General features: G+C 69.7%; 17 protein-coding genes. 12 read left to right on the forward strand and 5 right to left on the reverse strand.

The genetic code is table 11. The annotated features are described in order from the left end of the window. Window positions 1-83: 83 nt before the first annotated feature. The 7 genes from aroQ (at window position 84) to purH (ending at window position 6590) form a co-directional block, all read left to right on the forward strand. Entirely contained in the window at window positions 84-521 is a 438-nt protein-coding gene (gene aroQ / locus VGU65_RS09460; protein ID WP_327475079.1) for a type II 3-dehydroquinate dehydratase, read from the forward strand. Window positions 522-572: 51 nt separating this feature from the next. Further along, window positions 573-1043 carry an acetyl-CoA carboxylase biotin carboxyl carrier protein gene (accB, locus tag VGU65_RS09465; RefSeq protein ID WP_327475081.1) on the forward strand — a complete coding sequence of 157 codons (471 nt, stop codon included), beginning with the start codon at window positions 573-575 and terminating at the stop codon, window positions 1041-1043. An 18-nt stretch (window positions 1044-1061) separates the two neighbouring features. After that, window positions 1062-2429, forward strand: coding sequence for an acetyl-CoA carboxylase biotin carboxylase subunit (gene accC / locus VGU65_RS09470; RefSeq protein WP_327475083.1), 1368 nt, complete (start codon window positions 1062-1064; stop codon window positions 2427-2429). A gap of 75 nt (window positions 2430-2504) precedes the next feature. Further along, the gene (prmA, locus tag VGU65_RS09475) at window positions 2505-3407 is read left to right on the forward strand and encodes a 50S ribosomal protein L11 methyltransferase (protein ID WP_327475085.1); all 903 of its coding nucleotides are present in this window, start codon (window positions 2505-2507) and stop codon (window positions 3405-3407) included. A gap of 210 nt (window positions 3408-3617) precedes the next feature. Further along, the gene (locus VGU65_RS09480) at window positions 3618-4406 is read left to right on the forward strand and encodes a zinc-ribbon and DUF3426 domain-containing protein (RefSeq protein WP_327475087.1); all 789 of its coding nucleotides are present in this window, start codon (window positions 3618-3620) and stop codon (window positions 4404-4406) included. 159 nt (window positions 4407-4565) lie between these two features. Next, a complete protein-coding gene (locus tag VGU65_RS09485; RefSeq protein ID WP_327475089.1) occupies window positions 4566-4856 on the forward strand; it encodes a helix-turn-helix domain-containing protein in 291 nt (96 codons plus the stop codon). Between the two features lie 126 nt (window positions 4857-4982). Beyond that, a complete protein-coding gene (purH, locus tag VGU65_RS09490) occupies window positions 4983-6590 on the forward strand; it encodes a bifunctional phosphoribosylaminoimidazolecarboxamide formyltransferase/IMP cyclohydrolase (protein WP_327475091.1) in 1608 nt (535 codons plus the stop codon). An 87-nt stretch (window positions 6591-6677) separates the two neighbouring features. Here the strand turns inward: purH and VGU65_RS09495 are convergent, their stop codons facing one another. Further along, a complete protein-coding gene (locus tag VGU65_RS09495; protein WP_327475093.1) occupies window positions 6678-6923 on the reverse strand; it encodes a hypothetical protein in 246 nt (81 codons plus the stop codon). Window positions 6924-7039: 116 nt separating this feature from the next. Here VGU65_RS09495 and VGU65_RS09500 point away from each other — a divergent pair, with 116 nt between their 5' ends. Next, window positions 7040-7750 carry a glutathione S-transferase gene (locus VGU65_RS09500; protein ID WP_327475095.1) on the forward strand — a complete coding sequence of 237 codons (711 nt, stop codon included), beginning with the start codon at window positions 7040-7042 and terminating at the stop codon, window positions 7748-7750. 12 nt (window positions 7751-7762) lie between these two features. Here the strand turns inward: VGU65_RS09500 and VGU65_RS09505 are convergent, their stop codons facing one another. Together VGU65_RS09505 and VGU65_RS09510 are read right to left on the reverse strand one after the other, a co-directional pair. Beyond that, window positions 7763-8194 carry an EamA family transporter gene (locus VGU65_RS09505; protein WP_327475097.1) on the reverse strand — a complete coding sequence of 144 codons (432 nt, stop codon included), beginning with the start codon at window positions 8192-8194 and terminating at the stop codon, window positions 7763-7765. Window positions 8195-8203: 9 nt separating this feature from the next. Further along, window positions 8204-8674: a DUF2782 domain-containing protein gene (locus tag VGU65_RS09510; protein WP_327475099.1), complete on the reverse strand. Its 471-nt coding sequence runs from the start codon at window positions 8672-8674 to the stop codon at window positions 8204-8206. A 92-nt stretch (window positions 8675-8766) separates the two neighbouring features. Here VGU65_RS09510 and polA point away from each other — a divergent pair, with 92 nt between their 5' ends. The 4 genes from polA to VGU65_RS09530 all read left to right on the forward strand — a co-directional run bounded on the left by polA (window position 8767) and on the right by VGU65_RS09530 (window position 15082). After that, complete coding sequence (polA, locus tag VGU65_RS09515) at window positions 8767-11493, forward strand: DNA polymerase I (protein WP_327475101.1); 2727 nt, start codon at window positions 8767-8769, stop codon at window positions 11491-11493. Window positions 11494-11945: 452 nt separating this feature from the next. Continuing rightward, window positions 11946-12164: a hypothetical protein gene (locus VGU65_RS09520; protein WP_327475103.1), complete on the forward strand. Its 219-nt coding sequence runs from the start codon at window positions 11946-11948 to the stop codon at window positions 12162-12164. Window positions 12165-12221: 57 nt separating this feature from the next. Continuing rightward, window positions 12222-14519, forward strand: a complete 2298-nt coding sequence (locus tag VGU65_RS09525; protein ID WP_327475105.1) for a UvrD-helicase domain-containing protein — start codon at window positions 12222-12224, stop codon at window positions 14517-14519. Between the two features lie 32 nt (window positions 14520-14551). Beyond that, window positions 14552-15082, forward strand: coding sequence for a GNAT family N-acetyltransferase (locus VGU65_RS09530; protein ID WP_327475107.1), 531 nt, complete (start codon window positions 14552-14554; stop codon window positions 15080-15082). Between the two features lie 244 nt (window positions 15083-15326). Here the strand turns inward: VGU65_RS09530 and VGU65_RS09535 are convergent, their stop codons facing one another. After that, window positions 15327-16757, reverse strand: coding sequence for a hypothetical protein (locus tag VGU65_RS09535; protein ID WP_327475109.1), 1431 nt, complete (start codon window positions 16755-16757; stop codon window positions 15327-15329). 123 nt (window positions 16758-16880) lie between these two features. Next, the gene (locus tag VGU65_RS09540; RefSeq protein WP_327475111.1) at window positions 16881-19550 is read right to left on the reverse strand and encodes a serine/threonine-protein kinase; all 2670 of its coding nucleotides are present in this window, start codon (window positions 19548-19550) and stop codon (window positions 16881-16883) included. Between the last annotated feature and the right edge of the window lie 5 nt (window positions 19551-19555).

The raw sequence follows: 19555 nt of genomic DNA on the forward strand, positions 1-19555 counted from the left end.
CTGCGCCGAAGTGGACAACATCGACCGGCGCGCGCAAACTTCGCTCCTTCGCCGGACCCGTCCGGCTGGCTGCAAGGTGTCGCGTGGCGAAGCTGCTGGTCCTGCACGGACCCAACCTCAACCTGCTGGGCTCGCGCGAGCCGGAGATCTACGGGCGCGACACGCTCGCGGACGTCGATGCGCGACTGGCCCATAAGGCGCAGGCGGCCGGGCACGCGCTCGCCAGCTTCCAGTCCAATGCCGAGCACGCCCTGGTCGAGCGCGTACAGCAGGCACGCGCCGAGGGCGTCGACTGGATCCTGATCAACCCGGCGGCCTTCACGCACACCAGCATCGCCCTGCGCGACGCACTGGCGGCGGTGGCGATCCCATTCATCGAGGTGCACCTCTCCAACGTGCACGCGCGCGAGCCGTTCCGGCGGCATTCCTATCTTTCCGATCTCGCGGTGGGCGTGATCTGCGGCTTCGGCGCCGACAGCTACGCGCTGGCGCTGGATGCGGCGTTGCGCCGGCTGAACTGACTCCCCTTGAACCCGTGCCGCCGCGGCGGCCCCTGAAACAAAGGCACTCCCATGGATCTGCGCAAGATCAAGAAACTGATCGACCTGCTCGAGGAATCCAACCTCGCCGAACTGGAAATCAAGGAAGGCGAGGAAGTGGTCCGCCTTTCGCGCGTGCCCACCGGCGGCATGACGGTAGCCGCCGCGCCGGTCGCGCTGCAAGCCGCGCCGGCCGCCCCGGCGCCCGCCCCCGCAGCCGCACCCGTAGCCAGCGAAGCCGCCGCACCCGCCGCCAGCGGCCTGCCCGAAGGCCATGTGGTCAAAGCGCCGATGGTCGGCACCTTCTACGCCTCGGCCACGCCGGGCGCGGCCGCCTTCGTCAAGGTCGGCCAGCAGGTCAAGGCCGGCGAGACGCTGGGCATCATCGAGGCGATGAAGATGTTCAACCAGATCGAGGCCGACGTCGCCGGCACCGTGCAGGCGATCCTGGTCGAGAACGGGCAGCCGGTCGAGTTCGACCAGCCAATGTTCGTTATTGCCTGATCCGGCGGGACTTATCCGATGCTAGAAAAAGTCGTCATTGCCAACCGCGGCGAGATCGCGCTGCGCGTGCTGCGCGCGTGCCACAGCCTCGGCATCAAGACGGTCGCGGTGCATTCCACCGCCGACCGCAACCTCAAGCACGTGGGCCTGGCCGACGAGGCGATCTGCATCGGCCCGGCGCCCTCGGCCGACAGCTACCTCAACATCCCACGCATCATCGCGGCGGCAGAGATCTCCGACGCACAGGCGATCCACCCCGGCTACGGCTTCCTCTCCGAACGCGCGGACTTCGCCGAGCAGGTGGAGCAGTCCGGCTTCATCTTCATCGGCCCGACCCCCGACGTGATCCGCCTGATGGGCGACAAGGTCGAGGCGATCAAGGCGATGAAGGCGGCGGGCGTGCCCTGCGTGCCCGGCTCCGGCGGCCCGCTGGGCGAAGACGTGGAAGCGAACCTCAGGATCGCCCGGGAGATCGGCTACCCGGTGATCATCAAGGCCGCCGGCGGCGGCGGCGGCCGTGGCATGCGCGTGGTGCGCACTGAGGCGCACCTGGCCAACGCCATCACCATGACCAAGCAGGAGGCCAAGGCGGCCTTCGGCAATGACATGGTGTACATGGAGAAATTCCTGGAGAACCCGCGTCACGTGGAGATCCAGGTGCTGGCCGACGGCCAGGGCAACGCCATCCATCTGGGCGAGCGCGACTGCTCGATGCAGCGCCGCCACCAGAAAGTGGTCGAAGAAGCGCCCGCGCCGGGCATCACGCCGGAGCTGCGCGCGCAGATCGGCAAGGTCTGCGTGGACGCCTGCATCCGCATCGGCTACCGCGGCGCCGGCACCTTCGAGTTCCTCTACGAGAACGGCCGCTTCTACTTCATCGAGATGAACACCCGCATCCAGGTGGAGCACCCGGTGACCGAGTTCATCACCGGCGTGGACCTGGTCCGCGAGCAGCTCCTGATCGCCGGCGGCGAGAAGCTCTCGATCCGCCAGGAAGACATCCAGATCCGTGGCCACGCGATCGAGTGCCGCATCAACGCCGAGGACCCGGACACCTTCATGCCCAGCCCGGGGACGGTGAAGCGCTTCGAGGCACCGGGCGGCCCCGGCGTGCGCGTGGACACGCATCTGTACGACGGCTACCGCATCCCGCCCAACTACGACTCGATGATCGGCAAGCTGATCGTGTACGGTCCTGACCGCGAGACCGCGATCGCGCGCATGCGCCTGGCGCTCGCCGAGACGGTGATCGAGGGCGTCAAGTGCAACATCCCGCTGCAGCAGCGCATCATGGCCGACGCCGGCTTCCAGCACGGCGGCCAGAACATCCATTACCTGGAAAAGCGCATGGCCGAGCAGAAGGAACAGAAGGGCGGCGGGGAGTAACGCCGCGACGCCCGGCCAAACGGGCGTCATTCCCGCGCCACGGTAGGTTTGAAGCCTTTCCGCACGAAGCCACCCATGCCCTTCCTCGAACTCGCCCTCACCCTCCGCGCCGAGCAGCAGCCGCGCGTGGAGGAAGCCCTCGACGACCTCGGCGCCCTGTCGATCACCCTGCGCGACGCCGACGCCGAGACGCCCGATGAGCAGGCGATCTTCGAGCCGGGCGTGGGTGAGCTGCCGCTGTGGCCGACGATCACCCTGGACGCGCTGTTCGACGCCGGAACCGACCGGCGCGGCCTGGCCGAAGCGCTGGGCGAACTGCTGCCCTGGCTGGAACCCTCGCAGCTGAGCTTCCGCGAGGTGGCCGACGAGGACTGGGAACGCGCCTGGATGGACCAGTTCAAGCCGATGCCGTTCGGCCGGCGGCTGTGGATCTATCCGTGGAACATCGAGCCGCCCGCAGGCGAAGACATCGTGGTGGTTCGGCTGGATCCCGGCCTGGCCTTCGGCAGCGGCACCCATCCGACCACCGCGCTGTGCCTGGAGTGGCTCGACGGCCTCGAACTCGCCGGCCGGCAGGTGACCGACTACGGCTGCGGCTCGGGCATCCTGGCCATCGCGGCGCTCAAGCTCGGCGCAGCGGGCGCGACCGGCGTGGACAACGACCCGCAGGCACTGACCGCCTCGCGCGACAACGCCGAACGCAACGGCGTGGCCGACCGGCTCGCCGTGTTCCTGCCCGGGGACGAACCAGCCGCGCCGGCGGACGTGTTCGTCGCCAACATCCTGGCCGGCCCGCTGGGCGAACTCGCGCCGACTTTCGCCGCCGCCTGCAAGCCGGGTGCGCCGTTCGCCATCTCGGGCATCCTCGACGGCCAGCAGGACGAGTTGCTCGCCCGCTATGCCGAATGGTTCGACGGCCTGCGCGTGGACGCACGCGAGGACTGGGTGCGCATCAGCGGTCGCCGTCGCGACGCTTGATCCCTTTCCCCGCGAGGGCGAGGGCTGCCCGTAAGGCAAAAGAGGCAACCTTGGGCGAACCATCCGCCGCTGGCGAGTTGGCTGGCCAGGCGCCAAGCGCGCCCCGAAAGCCTCGGCGCCTTCCCCCGCTTCGGGCCTAAGGATCGGCAGCATCGCCCAACGTGCGCTTGCACTCCGACAATCGCAGGCTTTCCCTTTACTCTTGCGCGCATGTACGCCCAGTGCCCCGATTGCCTGACCGTGTTCTCGCTCGATGCGGAAGCGCTGGCGCAGGCGCGCGGCGGGGTGATCTGCGGCAACTGCGAGATGCTGTTCGACGCACTGGACACCCTCGCCGGCCAGTTGCCGCCTGAACCGTTCCGCCTGCTGCCGGCGCACGTCCGTTCCGAGCAGGCACCCAAGCTCGACTTGGCCGTCTACCGGCCGCACGCCAACGCGGCGGCCGCTGCGGCGCCGGCCCTCGCCGCGGCGCCGGCCGAGCCGGCATTCACCCCGCATTTCGTGCACGACCGCCGCGCGCCGCGCCGGCGCGCGCGGCGCTGGCCATGGATCCTCACCTGCCTGCTGCTGGCCCTGCTGCTGGCGGCGCAGGTGGCCTGGGCCAAGCGCGCCGAGCTGGTCGCCGACCCAGCCATCGGCGCCTGGCTGCGCCAGGCCTGCGCCGGCCTCGGCTGCCAGCTGCCGCTGGTGCGCGACGTGCGCCAGTTGCGCGTGGTCGCCCGCGACGTGCAGGCACACCCGAGCGTGCCCGGCGCGCTGATGGTCAGCGCCACCATCCGCAACGATGCCCCTTTCGCGCAGCCCTTCCCGGTGGTGACGCTCACCCTCTCCGATGCCGACGGGCACCGCCTGGCGATGCGCCGCCTGCACCCGTCCGAGTACCTCGACGACGCCGCGGCGATCCGTGCCGGCCTGGCGCCTGGCGCGAGCACCGCGCTGCTGATCGAGGTGGCCGATCCGGGCGCCCGCGCGGTGGCCTTCGAATTCGGTTTCGAGTGAAACCAACCGGCTGCACGCAAGCACTTAAATTTATCCCCCCGCGCCGGTACACTCCGCCTTTGCGCACGCTCCGACGCATGCCAAGCGCGCCGCCGCCAGCGGCAGATCCGACATAACCATTGCAGCGGCCCAAGCAGCCGCCGCCTCGCTCGTGAGGGAATGCCCGTGAACGCCGTCCGATTGCCTGTCACCGAGGCCGTCCGGGAGACTCCGCCGTCGCAGAGCGCACTGGGCGAATGCGTAAGCCGCACCGTGCGTCGCTACCTGGCCGACATCGGCGATACCGCTTGCGACGAAGGCCTGCACGCGCTGGTGATCAACGAAGTCGAAGGCCCGCTGCTGCGCGAGGTGCTGGCCTTCCACGACGGCAACCAGAGCCGCGCCGCCGCCGTCCTCGGCATCAACCGGGCCACGCTGCGCAAGAAGCTGGCCGCGCACGGCCTGCTGTAAGGCTTTCACGCCGTGCAAAGCAGCTCAGCCTTGCGCTCGAGTCAAGCTTGGCCGTCTAGCCGTCCAAACAAATAGCCACACCCAGTCGGGCTATAATTGCAGGCTTCCCCCCTTCTGGAAGCCGCCATGTCCGCCGCCGTCACGCCCGTCCGCCGTGCCCTGCTCAGCGTCTCCGACAAGACCGGGCTGATCGACCTGGGGCGCCGGCTCACCGCCCGCGGCGTGCAACTGCTTTCCACTGGCGGCTCGGCCCGTGCCTTGCGCGAAGCCGGCATCGCGGTCACCGACGTCAGCGAGCTCACCGGCTTTCCCGAGATCATGGACGGCCGCGTCAAGACGCTGCACCCGAAGGTGCACGGCGGCCTGCTCGGCCGACGCGGCACGGACGACGCCGTCATGGCCCAGCTCGGCATCCAGCCGATCGATTTGCTGGTGCTCAACCTCTACCCGTTCGAGCAGACCGTGGCCCGGCCCGACTGCACGCTGGAACAGGCCATCGAGAACATCGACATCGGCGGCCCGGCGATGCTGCGCTCGGCCGCGAAGAACTGGGCCGACGTGGCGGTGCTGACCTCACCCGACCAGTACCAGGACGCGCTCGTCGAGATCGAGCGCGACGGCGGCCTCTCGCGCGCCACCCGCTTCAGGCTCGCGGTGGCCGCATTCAATCGCGTCTCCGACTACGACGGCGCGATCAGCGACTATCTCTCGAGCCTGAAGCTGAACGAGGCGCACGACGCCATCGCCGGCCACGAGATCTTCGGCGGCCAGGCCAACGGCCGCTTCGTCAAGCTGATGGACCTGCGCTACGGCGAGAACCCGCATCAGCAGGCCGCGTTCTACCGCGACCTGCATCCGTCCCCGGGCACGCTGGCGACCTTCCGCCAACTGCAGGGCAAGGAACTTTCGTTCAACAACATCGCCGACGCCGACGCGGCATGGGAGTGTGCGCGCAGCTTCGTCAAGCCGGCCTGCGTGATCGTCAAGCACGCCAACCCGTGCGGCGTGGCGGTGAGCCTGGAGGGCATCGGCAAAGCCTACGATCTGGCTTTCCAGACCGACCCGACTTCGGCTTTCGGGGGCATCATCGCATTCAACCGCGAGGTCGACGGTGCCACCGCGCGCGCCATCGTCGAGCGGCAGTTCGTCGAAGTGGTGCTGGCGCCCGGTTATGCGGAGGACGCGTTCAAGGCCTTCGCGAAGAAGGGCAACGTGCGCGTGCTGGAAATCCCGCCGCCTGCAGACGGCGACCTGCGCGCCCCGCACCCCGGCATGAACGTCAAGCGCGTGGGCTCCGGGCTGCTGATCCAGACCGCCGACACCGGCATGATCGGCGCCGCTGACCTCAAGGTGGTGACCAAGCGCGCGCCCACGCCCGAGCAGATCGACGACCTGATCTTCGCCTGGAAGGTGGCCAAGTTCGTCAAGTCCAACGCCATCGTCTACGCGAAGCATCGCCAGACCATCGGCATCGGTGCCGGCCAGATGAGCCGCGTGTACAGCGCGAAGATCGCTGGCATCAAGGCGGCGGACGAGAAGCTAGAAGTGCGCGGCTCGGTGATGGCGAGCGACGCGTTCTTCCCGTTCCGCGACGGCATAGACGCCGCCGCCGAGGCCGGCATCGCCGCGGTGATCCAGCCGGGCGGCTCGATGCGCGACGCCGAGGTCATCGCGGCCGCCGACGAGCACGACATGGCCATGGTGTTCACCGGCATGCGCCACTTCCGCCACTGAGCCAAACCGGAACAGGATTCGGGCGAAGCGCGACCCCCGAATCCTCTTCCGCCGCTATGGCGTCACCCTCGTCCGGCGGATGAGACGCTACATGAAGCGCTGCAGCAGCCGGCGCCACTCCTGCTCCGGCGGATCGTTGCAGAACGGCAACCCCGCGCGCGCATACCAATAGCCGGCGTTGTCCAGGTCGCCCTCGAGCCTGTGCACGTGCGCGTGGATCGCCGCCGCGCCGGCGTCGTCCATCAGCTGCACCAGGTGATGCGCGCGCTCGGGCTCGCCGCGGCCCAGCCACCACAGTGCCTGCAGGTGGCCGGACAGGTCGGCGGGTGGCATGCCGCTTTCGAGCGACGCCTGGAACTGGGCCGGATCCATAGGCTGGCGATTGTGCGCCCTCACGGCGCCTTGTGGTGTGGATTGCGAGGCTTTGGCGGTACGCGGAGTCCCAAGCCATGACCTACGAGCTCTACTACTGGACCGGCATCCAGGGCCGTGGCGAGTTCGTGCGCCTGGCGCTAGAGGATGCCGGCGCCGACTACGTGGACGTGGCGCGCGAACGCGGCGATGCGGTCATGGAACCCTTCCTGGCCGGCGAGCACGACGAGCCTCTGCCCTTCGCTCCACCCTTCCTCAAGGCCGGCCACCTGCTGATCGCACAGACCGCCGCCATCCTCGACTACCTGGGCCAGCGCCTGCCGCTGGTGCCCGAGGGCGAGGCGCGGCGCATCTATGCCAACCAGTTGCAGTTGACCATTGCCGACCTCGTGGCCGAGATCCACGACAGCCATCACCCGATCGCCGCCGGCCTCTACTACCGCGACCAGAAATCCGAAGCCGTGCGACGCGCCGCCGACCTGCGCCAGCACCGGCTACCGAAGTACCTGGGATACTTCGAGCGCGTGCTCGGGCGCGGCGACGGCCGCCATGCGCTGCGCAGCCATTCCTACGTGGACCTGTCGCTGTTCCAGCTGCTCGCCGGCCTGGACTACGCCTTTCCGCGCGCCATGGCGCGCCTGCGCCCCGGGCTGCCGCGGCTGGGCGCGCTCGCGGCGGAAGTGGCCGCCCGCCCGCGCGTCGCCGCCTACCTTGCCTCGCCGCGGCGACTGCCGTTCAACGAGAACGGCATCTTCCGCCATTATCCGGAACTGGACGATTCGGCCTGACCGCAACGGCGCTCAGAACAGCGCGATGACGATCGCGCCGACCACGATCAACGCGCCGCCCACCAGCAACGGCAGGCTCGGTCGCTCGCCCAGGAACACCAGCCCCAGCATGATCGCCATCGCCACGCTGAGCTTGTCGATCGGCGCGACCTTGCTCACCGGCCCCAGCTGCAGCGCCCGGTAGTAGCACAGCCACGAAAGCCCGGTGGCGATCCCGGAGAGCACCAGGAACAGCCAGCTGTGCCAGGGCAGGCCTGCGGGCCGTGCCCATTCGCCGCGCAGGCTCAGGATGCCGGCAGTGACGGCGAGGATCACCACCGTGCGGACGAACGTGGCCAGATTGGAATTGATCCCCGCCACGCCGAGCTTGCCGAAGAGCGCCGTCAGTGCGGCGAAGAAGGCCGAACCCAGCGCGAACAGCAACCAGCTCTGGCGCAGGCCCATGGCGGCGCCTCAGTCGCCGTTGCCGCCCGCGGAGGCCGCCGGCGCCGGCTTGCTCTTGCCCCACTCGAGCACCTTGTACATCACCGGCCGCGCCGGCTTCTGGCCATGCTCGTCGACCAGCCGGCCGCTGGGGTCGACCATGTAGGTCTGCGCGATGCCGTTGGGCGGCGTTACCACCACCATGTAGAGCTGTCCGTTGCGGCGGTATTCCTGCACGGTGTTCTCGCCCTGCTGGTGCACGCTCACTTCCGGCAGCGGCTGGCCGGACCTGATCGGCGCGGGCATGACCGGCAGCAGCGACGTGCTGTCATGCGCCGGGGTGGCGGCGGGCGATGCCTGGGGAGAAGCGGGCACGCTCGCATGCACGCCCGGATCGTTCATGCCCGGGGGCGGCGGCGCGTTGACCGGCGGCCGGGTCTGCGCGAAAGCGGGGGCGGTGGCCAGCGCGGCGGCGAGGACGATTGCGGCAGAAAGCTTCATGGGGGGCTCCGTCGGTGTGCCGCGAGCATAGCAGCGGCCCTGGTGCGGCCCGGTGAACCGCGACTCGATGGCACGCGTGCGAGAATCGTTCCATGCCCAAGCTCATCCTGATCGATGGTTCGTCCTACCTCTACCGCGCGTTCCATGCGCTGCCGCCGCTGACCAACGCGCGCGGGGAGCCCACCGGCGCGCTGTTCGGCGTGGTCAACATGCTGCGCGCCACGCTCAAGGCGCAGCCCGAATACCTGGCCTTCGTCTGCGACGCGCCCGGGCGCACCTTCCGCGACGAGATCTACGCCGAGTACAAGGCCAACCGTCCGCCGATGCCCGACGACCTGCGCGCCCAGGTCGAGCCGATGATGGCCATCGTCGGGGCGCTGGGCTTCCCGATCCTGTGCATCCCCGGCGTGGAGGCCGACGACGTGATCGGCACCCTGGCCCAGGCGGCCGCGGCGCAAGGCATCGACGTGACCATCTCCACCGGCGACAAGGACCTGGCCCAGCTGGTGGGGCCACACGTGACGCTGGTCAACACGATGACCAACGTGACGCTGGACATCGCCGGCGTCACCGAGAAGTTCGGCGTGCCGCCCGGGCGCATCGTCGATTTCCTCAGCCTCACCGGCGACAGCATCGACAACGTGCCGGGCGTGACCAAGTGTGGCCCCAAGACGGCGGCCAAGTGGCTGGCCGAGTACGGCTCTCTCGAGGGCGTGATTGCCAACGCGGACCAGGTCGGCGGCAAGATCGGCGAGTACCTGCGCGAGGCGCTGCCGAGCCTGCCGCTGTCGCGCGAACTGGTGACCATCCGCACCGATGTCCAACTCGAACACGGTCCGTCTGACCTCACCCTGCGCGAACGCGACACCGCCACGCTGCGCGAGCTGTTCACCCGCTACGAGTTCAAGGCCGCATTGAAGGACCTCGATGCCGAGGCCGGCGGCCCGGTGGCGGCGCCCGAGGTCGCGCCCGCGCCCCCCGTCCAGGCGACACCGAGCGCGATGGACGCACGCCCGGGCGAATACGAGCTGGTCACCACGCCGGAGCAATTCGAGCGCTGGCTCGGCAAGCTGCGCGAGGCGCCGCTGATCGCCTTCGACACCGAGACCAGCAGCATCGACGCGATGCGCGCCGAGCTGATCGGCCTGTCGTTCGCGGTCGAGCCGGGCAAGGCCTGCTACATCCCGGTGGCGCACGACTACCCGGGCGCGCCCTGGCAGCTGGACCGCGACCAGGTGCTGCACGCACTCAAGCCCCTGTTCGAGGATCCCGCGCGCCCCAAGCTCGGCCAGCACTCCAAGTACGACATCAACGTGCTGTCGCACTACGGCATCGGCGTGCAGGGGCTCAAGCACGATTCCATGCTCGCCTCCTACGTGTGGAACGCCACCGCCACGCGCCACGACATGGACTCGCTCGCCGCCCGCTACCTGGGCTACCAGACCATCAAGTACGAGGAGGTCGCCGGCAAGGGCGCCAAGCAGATCCCGTTCTCGCAGGTGGACCTCGACACCGCCTGCCGCTATGCCGCCGAGGACGCCGACATCACCCTGCGCCTGCACCAGGCGCTGCAGCCGATGCTGGAAAACGTGCCGGCGCTCAAGCGCGTGTACGAGGAAATCGAGATGCCGCTCGTGCCTATCCTGGGCGGCATGGAGCGCAAGGGCGTGCTGATCGACATCGACGAGCTGCGCAGGCAGAGCCAGGAGCTGGGCAAGCGCATGCTCGAGCTGCAGCAGCAGGCCTATGCGCATGCCGGGCGCGATTTCAGCCTGGACTCGCCCAAGCAGCTGCAGGCGATCCTGTTCGACCAGCTGGGGCTGGCAGCCAAGCTGAAGACGCCCAAGGGCCAGCCCTCTACCAACGAGGAAGCGCTGGAGGCGATCGCCGACGATCACGCGCTGCCGCGGCTGATCCTGGACTATCGCGGCCTGGCCAAGCTGCGCTCGACGTATACCGATAAATTGGCCTCGATGGTCAACCCGCGCACCGGCCGCGTGCACACCTGCTACCACCAGGCGGCGGTCGCGACCGGGCGCATCTCCTCCTCCGACCCCAACCTGCAGAACATCCCCGTGCGCACCGACGAGGGCCGGCGCATCCGCGCCGCCTTCATCGCCCCGCCGGGCTGGGTGGTGATGGCGGCGGACTACTCGCAGATCGAGCTGCGCATCATGGCGCACCTGTCCGGCGACGAGGCGCTGCTGCGCGCCTTCAGGAGCGGCGGCGACGTGCACCGCGCCACCGCCGCCGAGGTTTTCGGCGTGGCGCCGGAAGACATCACGCTCAACCAGCGCCGCGCCGCCAAGGCGATCAACTTCGGCCTGATGTACGGCATGAGCGCCTTCGGCCTGGCCCGGCAACTGGGGATCGATCGCGGGGAAGCGAGCGACTACATGGCACGCTACTTCTCACGCTTCGCCGGCGTGCGTGCCTTCATGGACGCTACCCGCGAGCAGGCGCATCGCGACGGCTACGTGGAGACCATCTTCGGCCGCCGGCTGTACCTGGAGAACCTCAAGGCGCGCAACCAGGCCCTGCGTGCCGGCGCCGAGCGCGCCGCGGTCAACGCGCCCATGCAGGGCAGCGCGGCGGACATCATCAAGCGGGCCATGATCGCGATGGGCCTGTATCTGTGCGAGCGCACCGACGCGCACATGCTGATGCAGGTGCACGACGAACTGGTGTTCGAGGTGCAGGAGGACGCCGTGGATGCCATGCGCCGGGCGGTGACCGAGCGCATGTCCGGTGCCGCCGAGCTCGCCGTGCCGCTGGTAGTGGACGTGGGTGTGGGCGCGAACTGGGAGCAGGCACACTAGCGTGAGCCGCTTCGAGCCTTCTCGTTACTCATTCGCGGTCGCAGCGGGTGGGGAGGTCGGGCTCGCGAAAATTTTCGTTAGGCGGCTTTTCCTGGGGCCCCCAAGCGCACGCTTCCCTGCAAGCCCCACCTCCTAACCCCGGCCCTCTCCCCATCCTCGATGAGGATGAGGAGCCCGGTTCGCTGCGGATGAACGGATCCTGACCTGTTCCGGATATCTCGCACGCCGTCCTTGAAACTTTCCTGCTCCATCCGCATCCAATGTTCCGGATGCACGCAACGGCATCCACGACCCGTCCACCTCCCTGAGCGGGTCACCAAGGATGCGAACCTCTCCCCTGGGCTTCGCATCCATCCCCGGCCCCGAAGGTTCCCCCTAGCCTTCGGGGCTTTTTTTGTCTGTCACGGCCGCGCCCGCTATGCTCGGGCAACCCAACGAGTTGGAGACAGCGCATGCGTGCAGGACTCGTCATCGTCGGCATCATCCTGCTGGTCGCAGGCATCTGGGTGACCCTGGGCAACGGTAGTTACAGGCAGACCGAGACCGTGGCGCAGCTCGGTCCGGCCAAGATCGAGGCTACCCACGAGAAGGCCGTGCCGCAGTGGCTGGGCATCGCCGGCATCGTGGTGGGCGGTCTGCTGGCCATCGGCGGCTTCGTGAAGAAAGGTTGAGTTTCGACGCGCCGCGTTTCGCGCGGCGCGGTCGACATGCACCGGTACAATCGGTGGATGGATGTTTCGTACCTGATCGATTCGTTGAACGACGCGCAACGCGAAGCTGTCTGTGCCCCGCCCGGCCACTACCTCGTCCTGGCCGGCGCCGGTTCCGGCAAGACCCGCGTACTGACCCACCGCATCGGCTGGCTGACCCAGGTCGAGCGCGTGCCGCCGTGGGCGATCCTGGCGGTCACCTTCACCAACAAGGCCGCCGGCGAAATGCGCGCGCGGCTGGAATCGCTGATTCCCGGCGGCACCACCGGTCTCACCGTGGGAACCTTCCACGGCATCGCCCACCGGCTGCTGCGCAGGCACTGGCGCGAAGCGGGCCTGCCGGAAGGTTTCCAGATCCTCGATGCCGATGACCAGCAGCGGCTGGTCAAGCGCGTGGTGGCCGGCCTCGGCCTGGACGAGGCGCGCTTCCCGCCGCGCCAGGCGACCTGGCAGATCAACGGCTGGAAGGACGAGGGCAAGCGCCCTGACGCCATCGAGCACGGCAACCATCCCGTCACCCGCACGCTGGTGCAGATCTACACCGCCTACGAGGAAGCCTGCCGCCGCGCCGGTCTGGTCGACTTCGCCGAACTGCTGCTGCGCGCGCACGAGCTGTGGCTCAAGAACCCGGCCGTGCTGGAGCATTACCAGAACCGCTGGCGGCACCTGCTGATCGACGAGTTCCAGGACACCAACACGCTGCAGTACGCATGGATCCGCGTGCTGGCCGGGAACGTGGGCAAGGTCTTCGCCGTGGGAGACGACGACCAGTCGATCTATGGCTGGCGCGGCGCCAGGGTGGAGAACATGCAGCAGTTCCTGCGCGATTTCCCCGGCGCCCGCACGATCAAGCTGGAGCAGAACTACCGCTCCACAGCCACCATCCTGAAGGCCGCCAACAGCGTGATCGCGCGCAACGGCGGACGCCTGGGCAAGCAGTTGTGGACCGCCGGCGAAGCCGGCGAGCGCATCTCCCTGTACGCCGCCTACAACGAACAGGACGAGGCGCGCTTCGTCATCGAGCGCATCCGCGAGTACGTCGCCGAGCATGGCAGCGCGAAGGATTGCGCGATCCTCTACCGCTCCAATGCGCAGTCGCGCAACTTCGAGGAACAACTGAGCCAGCGCAGCATTCCGTACCGGGTGTACGGCGGCTTGCGCTTCTTCGAGCGCGCCGAGATCAAGGACGCGCTGGCTTACCTGCGCCTGAGCGCCAACCGCCATGACGACGCCGCCTTCGAGCGCGCCGTGAACACGCCGCCACGCGGCATCGGCGACCGCACGCTGGACGTGCTGCGCCGACGCGCGCGGTCCGAAGGTGGTTCGATGTGGGAAGCCGCGCTGGGCGAGCTCACCGACGGGCGCGAGCTGGCTGGCCGCGCGAAGAACGCGGTGAAAGCCTTCCTGGCCTTGATCGACCAGATGGCCCGCGACTTCCAGCCGGCCGCAACCGGATCCCTCTCCCCCGGCCCCGCCGGGGGAGAGGCTTGGGGAGAAGGGGAGGCCTTTCCGCCCGCCGCACCCTCCCCCCCAGCCCCTCTCCCGCCGGGAGAGGGGCGCGAAAGCCTCACCCTCGCCGAACAGGTCGACCACGCCATCACCCATACCGGCCTGCGCGATCACTACGAGAAGGACAGCCGCGGCAATGGCGAGGCGCGCGTGGAGAACCTCGACGAACTGGTGAACGTCGCCAGCCGCTTCGCCATGACGCCGGACGATGTCGAAGCGGGCCTCACCGAACTGTCCGCCTTCCTATCGCATGCCGCGCTCGAGGCCGGCGAAGGCCAGGGCGAGGCCTGGGACGACTGCGTCCAGCTGATGACGCTGCACTCGGCCAAGGGCCTGGAGTTCCCGCTGGTGTTCCTGGTCGGCATGGAAGAGGGCCTGTTTCCCAGCCAGCGCTCCACCGAGGACGAGAGCCGGCTGGAGGAGGAACGCCGCCTGGCCTACGTGGGCATCACCCGCGCACGCGAGCGGCTGATCGTCACCCACGCCGAATCGCGCCGCATGCACGGTACCGAGATGCTCGCCCGCCCCTCGCGCTTCCTCGCCGAGATGCCGGCCGAGCTGATCGACGAGGTGCGCCCGCGCGTGCAGGTCAGCCGCCCGCTCTACGGCGGCCGCCACACGGCTGACGCTTCCCTGCAGGAAGACCTGCCGATCAAGCTCGGCCAGCGCGTGAGCCACCCGAGCTTAGGCGAAGGTGTGGTGATCAGCGCCGAGGGCAGTGGCGCGCACACGCGCCTGCACGTGAACTTCGAAGGTGCCGGCAGCAAATGGCTGGTGGCGGCGTACGCCAACCTCACGCCGCTGTAGAGGAGCGGTGTGCCCGACCACTTGGATACCCAGTGACCACGATACGCAAGGCTCGCCCGGCCGACGCCCTGCCTCTTTCCCAGCTCGCCGAGGCGAGCTTTCGCGACACCTTCGGCCCCGTGAACACGGCCGCCGACATGGACCTGCATTGCCGCAGCAGCTATGGCGAGGCGATCCAGGCGCGGGAGATTGCCGATCCGGCGAGGCTGACCCTGCTCGGTGAGTGGGACGGGCAGCTGGCCGGTTTCGCGCAGCTTCGCTGGTCGGATGCGCCCGGCGGCGTGGTGGCGCGGGTGCCGGGGGAAATCCAGCGGTTGTACGTCGGCCGCGACTGGCACGGCCGGGGCGTGGCGCAGGAGCTCATGCGCGCGTGCATGGAAGCGATGCGGGCGCGGGGTTCGGACATGGTCTGGCTAGGCGTCTGGGAACACAACCCGCGGGCGATCGCGTTCTATCGCAAGTTCGGCTTTGTACCGGTGGGCGATCACGTGTTCGCGCTCGGCAGCGATCCGCAGCGCGACCTGATCCTGGCGCGGCCCGTGGCGGGTGCGCTGACGGGCTAGGGCGGGAGGCGAGGCGGGCAACGGTCCCGGGCCCTTGCACGCGACGGTTGCCGACTCGCACGCGACCCGGAACACCTGCCTGCGACCCGAGGCGCTCGCTCGCGCCGGACCGCTCCGCTGCGCGCGTGTCGCACGCAGCCTTGCACGGGAGCCCGTTACTCCGGCGCGACCTGCGGAACCTTGCGCGCACGGCTTTTGCATCGCCCTCGCGCCTTCCCCGGGGCAACGGGGGCAAGGGCTGGAATCAGAGGGCGGAAAGGAAGGCCACCAGGTCGCTCTTCTGCTGGGCGCTCATGTGGACATGGAAGCGGGTGTCGTAGAAGTCGACGACCTCGCCCAGAGTGGCGGCCGAGCCGTTGTGGAAGTATGGCGCGCGCGCCGCCAGGCCGCGCAGGATCGGGCCCTTGAACTTGCCGATGTCGGCCCACTTGCCGGTGAGCATGGCCAGGCCCGGATCGGTAGTCTGCACGCTCTGGCCGGTGGCAGTGTTGGTGAGCGTGTACAGCGGCATGTCCGGGGTGCGCCGGCTGGCGTCGGAGATGCCGATGTTCACCGGCAGCGCGACCGAGTGGTTGCCGATGTTGGGCGCGTCGTGGCAACTGCTGCAGCTGCCATGGATCACCGGCAGGCCGGTGACGTCGTTGAGCCCGGCCACGCCGCGGATGTCGATCGGCATCGAATCGAACAGCCTCTCGCCGCGGGCGATGGCGGCACGCGCACGGCTGCGCGGATCGCGGAGAAAGAGCGTATCGGGGTTGTACCAGCCATCGAACAGGCGCATGGATCTGGCGTCGAAGGCATCGCCGCTGGGGTCGTTGCCCAGGGTGTCGTTGATGCCGATCCAGAAGCGCTGCTGCACGAGGATGTTAGGGCCGCCCATCGCGTCGTCGGCGTTGAGCCGGCCGGCGGCGTTGTCGGCGGCCTGCGCGGTGACCATATGCAGTTCGAACTCGACGATGCGGTCGATGACGGCCTGGTCGGGCGCGCTCGCCGCCTGCTCGTGGCCGAGAATGGCGTGGCGTGCCTGCGAGCCGAGGCTGGTACGCAGGTTCTGCAGGTCGATGCCTTCGTCCATCGGCGGCTTGAACGGCGTGAAGGTCTCGCGGCCGTCCCACATCACCGCGGTGAGCCAGATCAGGTTGGTCGCCGGCAGCGGCCGGCGGAACAGCGACAGTTCGTGCGCGCTGGCATAGCGGTAGGGGTCGTCCACGCGGGTCAGGCGGAACTGGGCGTTGGCCGGCAGCGGCAGTCCCACGCGGATCAGGCCGCGGTCGAGCAGCATCGCGTAGGCGCTGCGGCGGGCGTAGACGGTGGACACGTCGGCCAGGGGCGAGACCGCGCCGTCGACCGGGGAGAACACCGGATCCATGCCGGCGGTGCGGGCAAAGCGCTGGCGCAGTTCCTGCGGCGTCATCGTCCAACCCTGCGCCTGGCGGTGGCAGGAGTTGCACGAGCGGCCATTGCTGCCCAGTCCCTGGAAGAACGGATTGCCCGTGTCGATGCGACCGGTGGGCGTGGAGGTCTGCAGCCAGCCGGAAATGTCGGCGGTGGTCAGCCCGTCGCTGTGCGAGGGTCCGGCCTGGGCGTGGACGGCGCCGGTCCCGAGCAACAGGCCGGCGAGGAGGATGGAAAGCCGCCGGCGGGCGGCGGTCCTGAAGAAGCGATGGTCGGACATGCGATGGTCCCCGTGTCGGTGGTGCCTGCAAGACGGGGAACACCGGGCGGCGACGAAGTGCGACATGGCGGCTCGCGCGCTGGAGCGCACTCGCCACTGCACCCACGCACCCGCACGCAAAACCTACGGCCGCCCGCGCTCGTCCGCGCGCCATTGCGCCAGCCGGACACCCACCGGCCAGCTACGGATCCGGCCAAGTGCGGCATCGAGCGCCGGGCCATCGCTTGCCGTCGCCGCGTGCGCGGCGGCACCCGCGTCAGCCAGCGTGAGCTCCGCCTCCAGCCGCCACGGATCGCTGGGCGATGCCTGCGCCCGGTCCAACGCGCCCAGCAATTGCCGTGCGGTGCGCGCAGCTTCGTCACCATGGCCCAAGCTGCCGGCCAGACGCGTTGCCTCGATCAGGTAGAGCGGCCAGGACAGCGGGTCGTCGGCATGCACGCGCGCGTTCGATGCAGCGGCGGCGGCGTAGGCCGCCTCGGCGCCGGCACGATCGCCTGCGGCGGCCAGCGCGCGGCCGCGCTCGAGCCCTGCCAGTATCTGGGTGACGTCGGTGCCGGTGTGGCAGGCGGCGCCGTCGTCGAACGCGCGCGCGGCGGCCGCGGCGGCCTCCTGCGGCTGGTGCAGCAACAGCTGGGCGCGCGCCTGCTGCAGCTCACTCCAGGCGATCGCACAGCGCGAGGCCTTGCGCGCGTGCTGCACGACCAGCAAGGCCTGCGCCTGGGCCAGCGCGTCGCCAGCGTTCTCCCGCGCCAGCAGCACGTCGATGCGCTGCGTGCGTGGCTCCAGCGGCTTGCGGTGCAGGCTGTCGCCGAGCGAATCGACCAGCGCCTGCGCCTGCAGCGCATCGGCTTCGGCCGCATCGAGCCGGCCGCGGTAGAGCGCGATCTTCGATTGCAGCTCGACCGTGTTGGCCAGGCTCATCGGCGTGCCATCGCGGCGCTTGCGTGCCAGCGCCTCGTCGGCGAGGCCGCTCGCCTCGGCGACGCGGTCGGCGTCGAGCAGCACGCTGGCCAGGTCGTGGGTGGCGAAGCCGAGCTGGTCGCAGCGCAGGCCCGCCGCGCAGTCGTCGCGATAGGACTTGATCATCTCGCGCCCATAGGACACGGCGCGATCCATGTCGCCGCGGCCGTCCTCGACCACCATCGCGATCTTCAGCAATTGGCCGCGCGGCGCATCGGCCGGCAGGCGCCGCGCGGGGATCGCCAGCAGCGGCGCGAGCCGCTGTGCCGCCTCGTCGTAACTACCCCGGCGGATCAGCGTGCGCACCAAGCCGATGCCGGCCTGCACCCGCACGGAGGAAGTCTGCGGCAGCGTTGCGGCGTTGGCGGCGGCCTCGCGCAGCAGGGTTTCGGAGCGTTCGGGGTCGCCCATGTCGCGCAGGACGTTACCCAGCGTGTAGAGCAGCTCGGCATGCAGGTCCGGCTGGTCGCGCAGCTCCCGCGGCAGGCTCGCGGCGGCGGTGTAGACCAGGGTCGGTATGTCGGGGCGATGGCTGGCCGGCACGTCGGGCGCGGTCTTCTGCAGCAGGGCGACCACGAAGTCACGGATTGCCTCGGCGCGCTGCGCCTCGTGGCGCGCTACCCGCGCCTGCCACAGGGCGATCGACAGCGAGGCGAGGATCGCCACCATGAACGCCGCGGTGATGGCCACGCCGCCACGGTGCCGCGCCACGAACTTGCCCGTGCGGTACCAGCGCGAGGGCGGATGCGCCTGTACCGGCAGGCTGTCGAGATGGCGCTCGATGTCCTCGGCCAGCGCGCCGGCCGAGGCGTAGCGGCGGTCCGGCTCGCTCGCGGCGGCCTTCAGCACGATGTTGTCCAGGTCGCCGCGCAGCTTGCGCCGGATCGGCGCCACCGCGGCCAGCGAGGGCGCCACACCATAGGCGGTCGCAAGGGATCGAGCGTCGATGCGCGAGGGCAGCGTGGCGCCTCCGCCGGCCGCGCGGTGGCGGCCGCTGAGCAGCTCGTCCAGCAGGATGCCCAGCGCATAGACGTCGGTGGCGGTGGTGACCGGCTGCTGGGCGAACTGCTCCGGTGCGGCGTAGGCGGGCGTCAGCGCGCGGTGCTGGGTGCGGGTGGCGCCGGAGGGATCCTCGTCCAGCAGCTTGGCGATGCCGAAGTCGAGCAGCTTGACCTCGCCCTCGGCGGTGACCAGCACGTTGGACGGCTTGATGTCGCGGTGCACGATCAGCGCGCGGTGCGCCGTCTCCACCGCGCGGCAGACGCTGAGGAACAGCACCAGCCGCTGACGCAGGCCCAGGCGCCGCTCGCGCGCGTAGCGGGTCAGCGGCAGGCCGTCGACCAGCTCCAGCGCGATGTATGCCAGGCCTCCGTCGGTGATGCCGCCTTCGATCAGCCGCGCGATGCCCGGATGGCGCAGGCGCGCCAGCGCCTCGCGCTCGCGGCGGAACTGGCGCTGCGCATCGGCGGTGTACAGGCCGCGCGCCAGCAGCTTGAGCGCGACCTCCTGGCGCACGCCCTCGGCTTCGCGGAAGGCACGGAATACGGTGGCCGAGCCGCCCTCGCCAAGCACCTCCACCAACTCGAACGACCCGATGCGGCTGCCCCCGGGCAGCGCCTGCGCGACGCTGGTCTCGCCGATCGCGCTGGCCGCGTGCGCGGCATCGCCGGTGACCAGCAGTTCGCCTTCGGTGGCGTCGGCGGCGAGCATGCGTTCGACCTGCGCGCGGCGCAGCGGATCGGCGCAGCGCTCGGCCAGCAGCCGCGCACGCACATCGGCGGGCAGCGGCAGCGCCGCTTCGAACAGCTCGCGCAAGGACGGTGTGGACGCCATGGCGG

It is taken from the genome of Frateuria sp., assembly GCF_035943815.1.
Taxonomy (GTDB): domain Bacteria; phylum Pseudomonadota; class Gammaproteobacteria; order Xanthomonadales; family Rhodanobacteraceae; genus Frateuria_A.

Bases quoted from the DNA above. Each gene is read 5' to 3' on its own strand.
- VGU65_RS09480 (WP_327475087.1), top strand. From the start codon at position 3,618: ATGTACGCCCAGTGCCCCGATTGCCTGACCGTGTTCTCGCTCGATGCG.
- VGU65_RS09520 (WP_327475103.1), top strand. From the start codon at position 11,946: ATGCGTGCAGGACTCGTCATCGTCGGCATCATCCTGCTGGTCGCAGGC.
- VGU65_RS09485 (WP_327475089.1), top strand. From the start codon at position 4,566: ATGCCCGTGAACGCCGTCCGATTGCCTGTCACCGAGGCCGTCCGGGAG.
- VGU65_RS09525 (WP_327475105.1), top strand. From the start codon at position 12,222: ATGGATGTTTCGTACCTGATCGATTCGTTGAACGACGCGCAACGCGAA.
- VGU65_RS09505 (WP_327475097.1), bottom strand. From the start codon at position 8,194: ATGGGCCTGCGCCAGAGCTGGTTGCTGTTCGCGCTGGGTTCGGCCTTC.
- purH (WP_327475091.1), top strand. From the start codon at position 4,983: ATGTCCGCCGCCGTCACGCCCGTCCGCCGTGCCCTGCTCAGCGTCTCC.
- VGU65_RS09510 (WP_327475099.1), bottom strand. From the start codon at position 8,674: ATGAAGCTTTCTGCCGCAATCGTCCTCGCCGCCGCGCTGGCCACCGCC.
- VGU65_RS09500 (WP_327475095.1), top strand. From the start codon at position 7,040: ATGACCTACGAGCTCTACTACTGGACCGGCATCCAGGGCCGTGGCGAG.
- VGU65_RS09495 (WP_327475093.1), bottom strand. From the start codon at position 6,923: ATGCCACCCGCCGACCTGTCCGGCCACCTGCAGGCACTGTGGTGGCTG.
- VGU65_RS09535 (WP_327475109.1), bottom strand. From the start codon at position 16,757: ATGTCCGACCATCGCTTCTTCAGGACCGCCGCCCGCCGGCGGCTTTCC.
- accC (WP_327475083.1), top strand. From the start codon at position 1,062: ATGCTAGAAAAAGTCGTCATTGCCAACCGCGGCGAGATCGCGCTGCGC.
- prmA (WP_327475085.1), top strand. From the start codon at position 2,505: ATGCCCTTCCTCGAACTCGCCCTCACCCTCCGCGCCGAGCAGCAGCCG.
- polA (WP_327475101.1), top strand. From the start codon at position 8,767: ATGCCCAAGCTCATCCTGATCGATGGTTCGTCCTACCTCTACCGCGCG.
- VGU65_RS09540 (WP_327475111.1), bottom strand. From the start codon at position 19,550: ATGGCGTCCACACCGTCCTTGCGCGAGCTGTTCGAAGCGGCGCTGCCG.
- accB (WP_327475081.1), top strand. From the start codon at position 573: ATGGATCTGCGCAAGATCAAGAAACTGATCGACCTGCTCGAGGAATCC.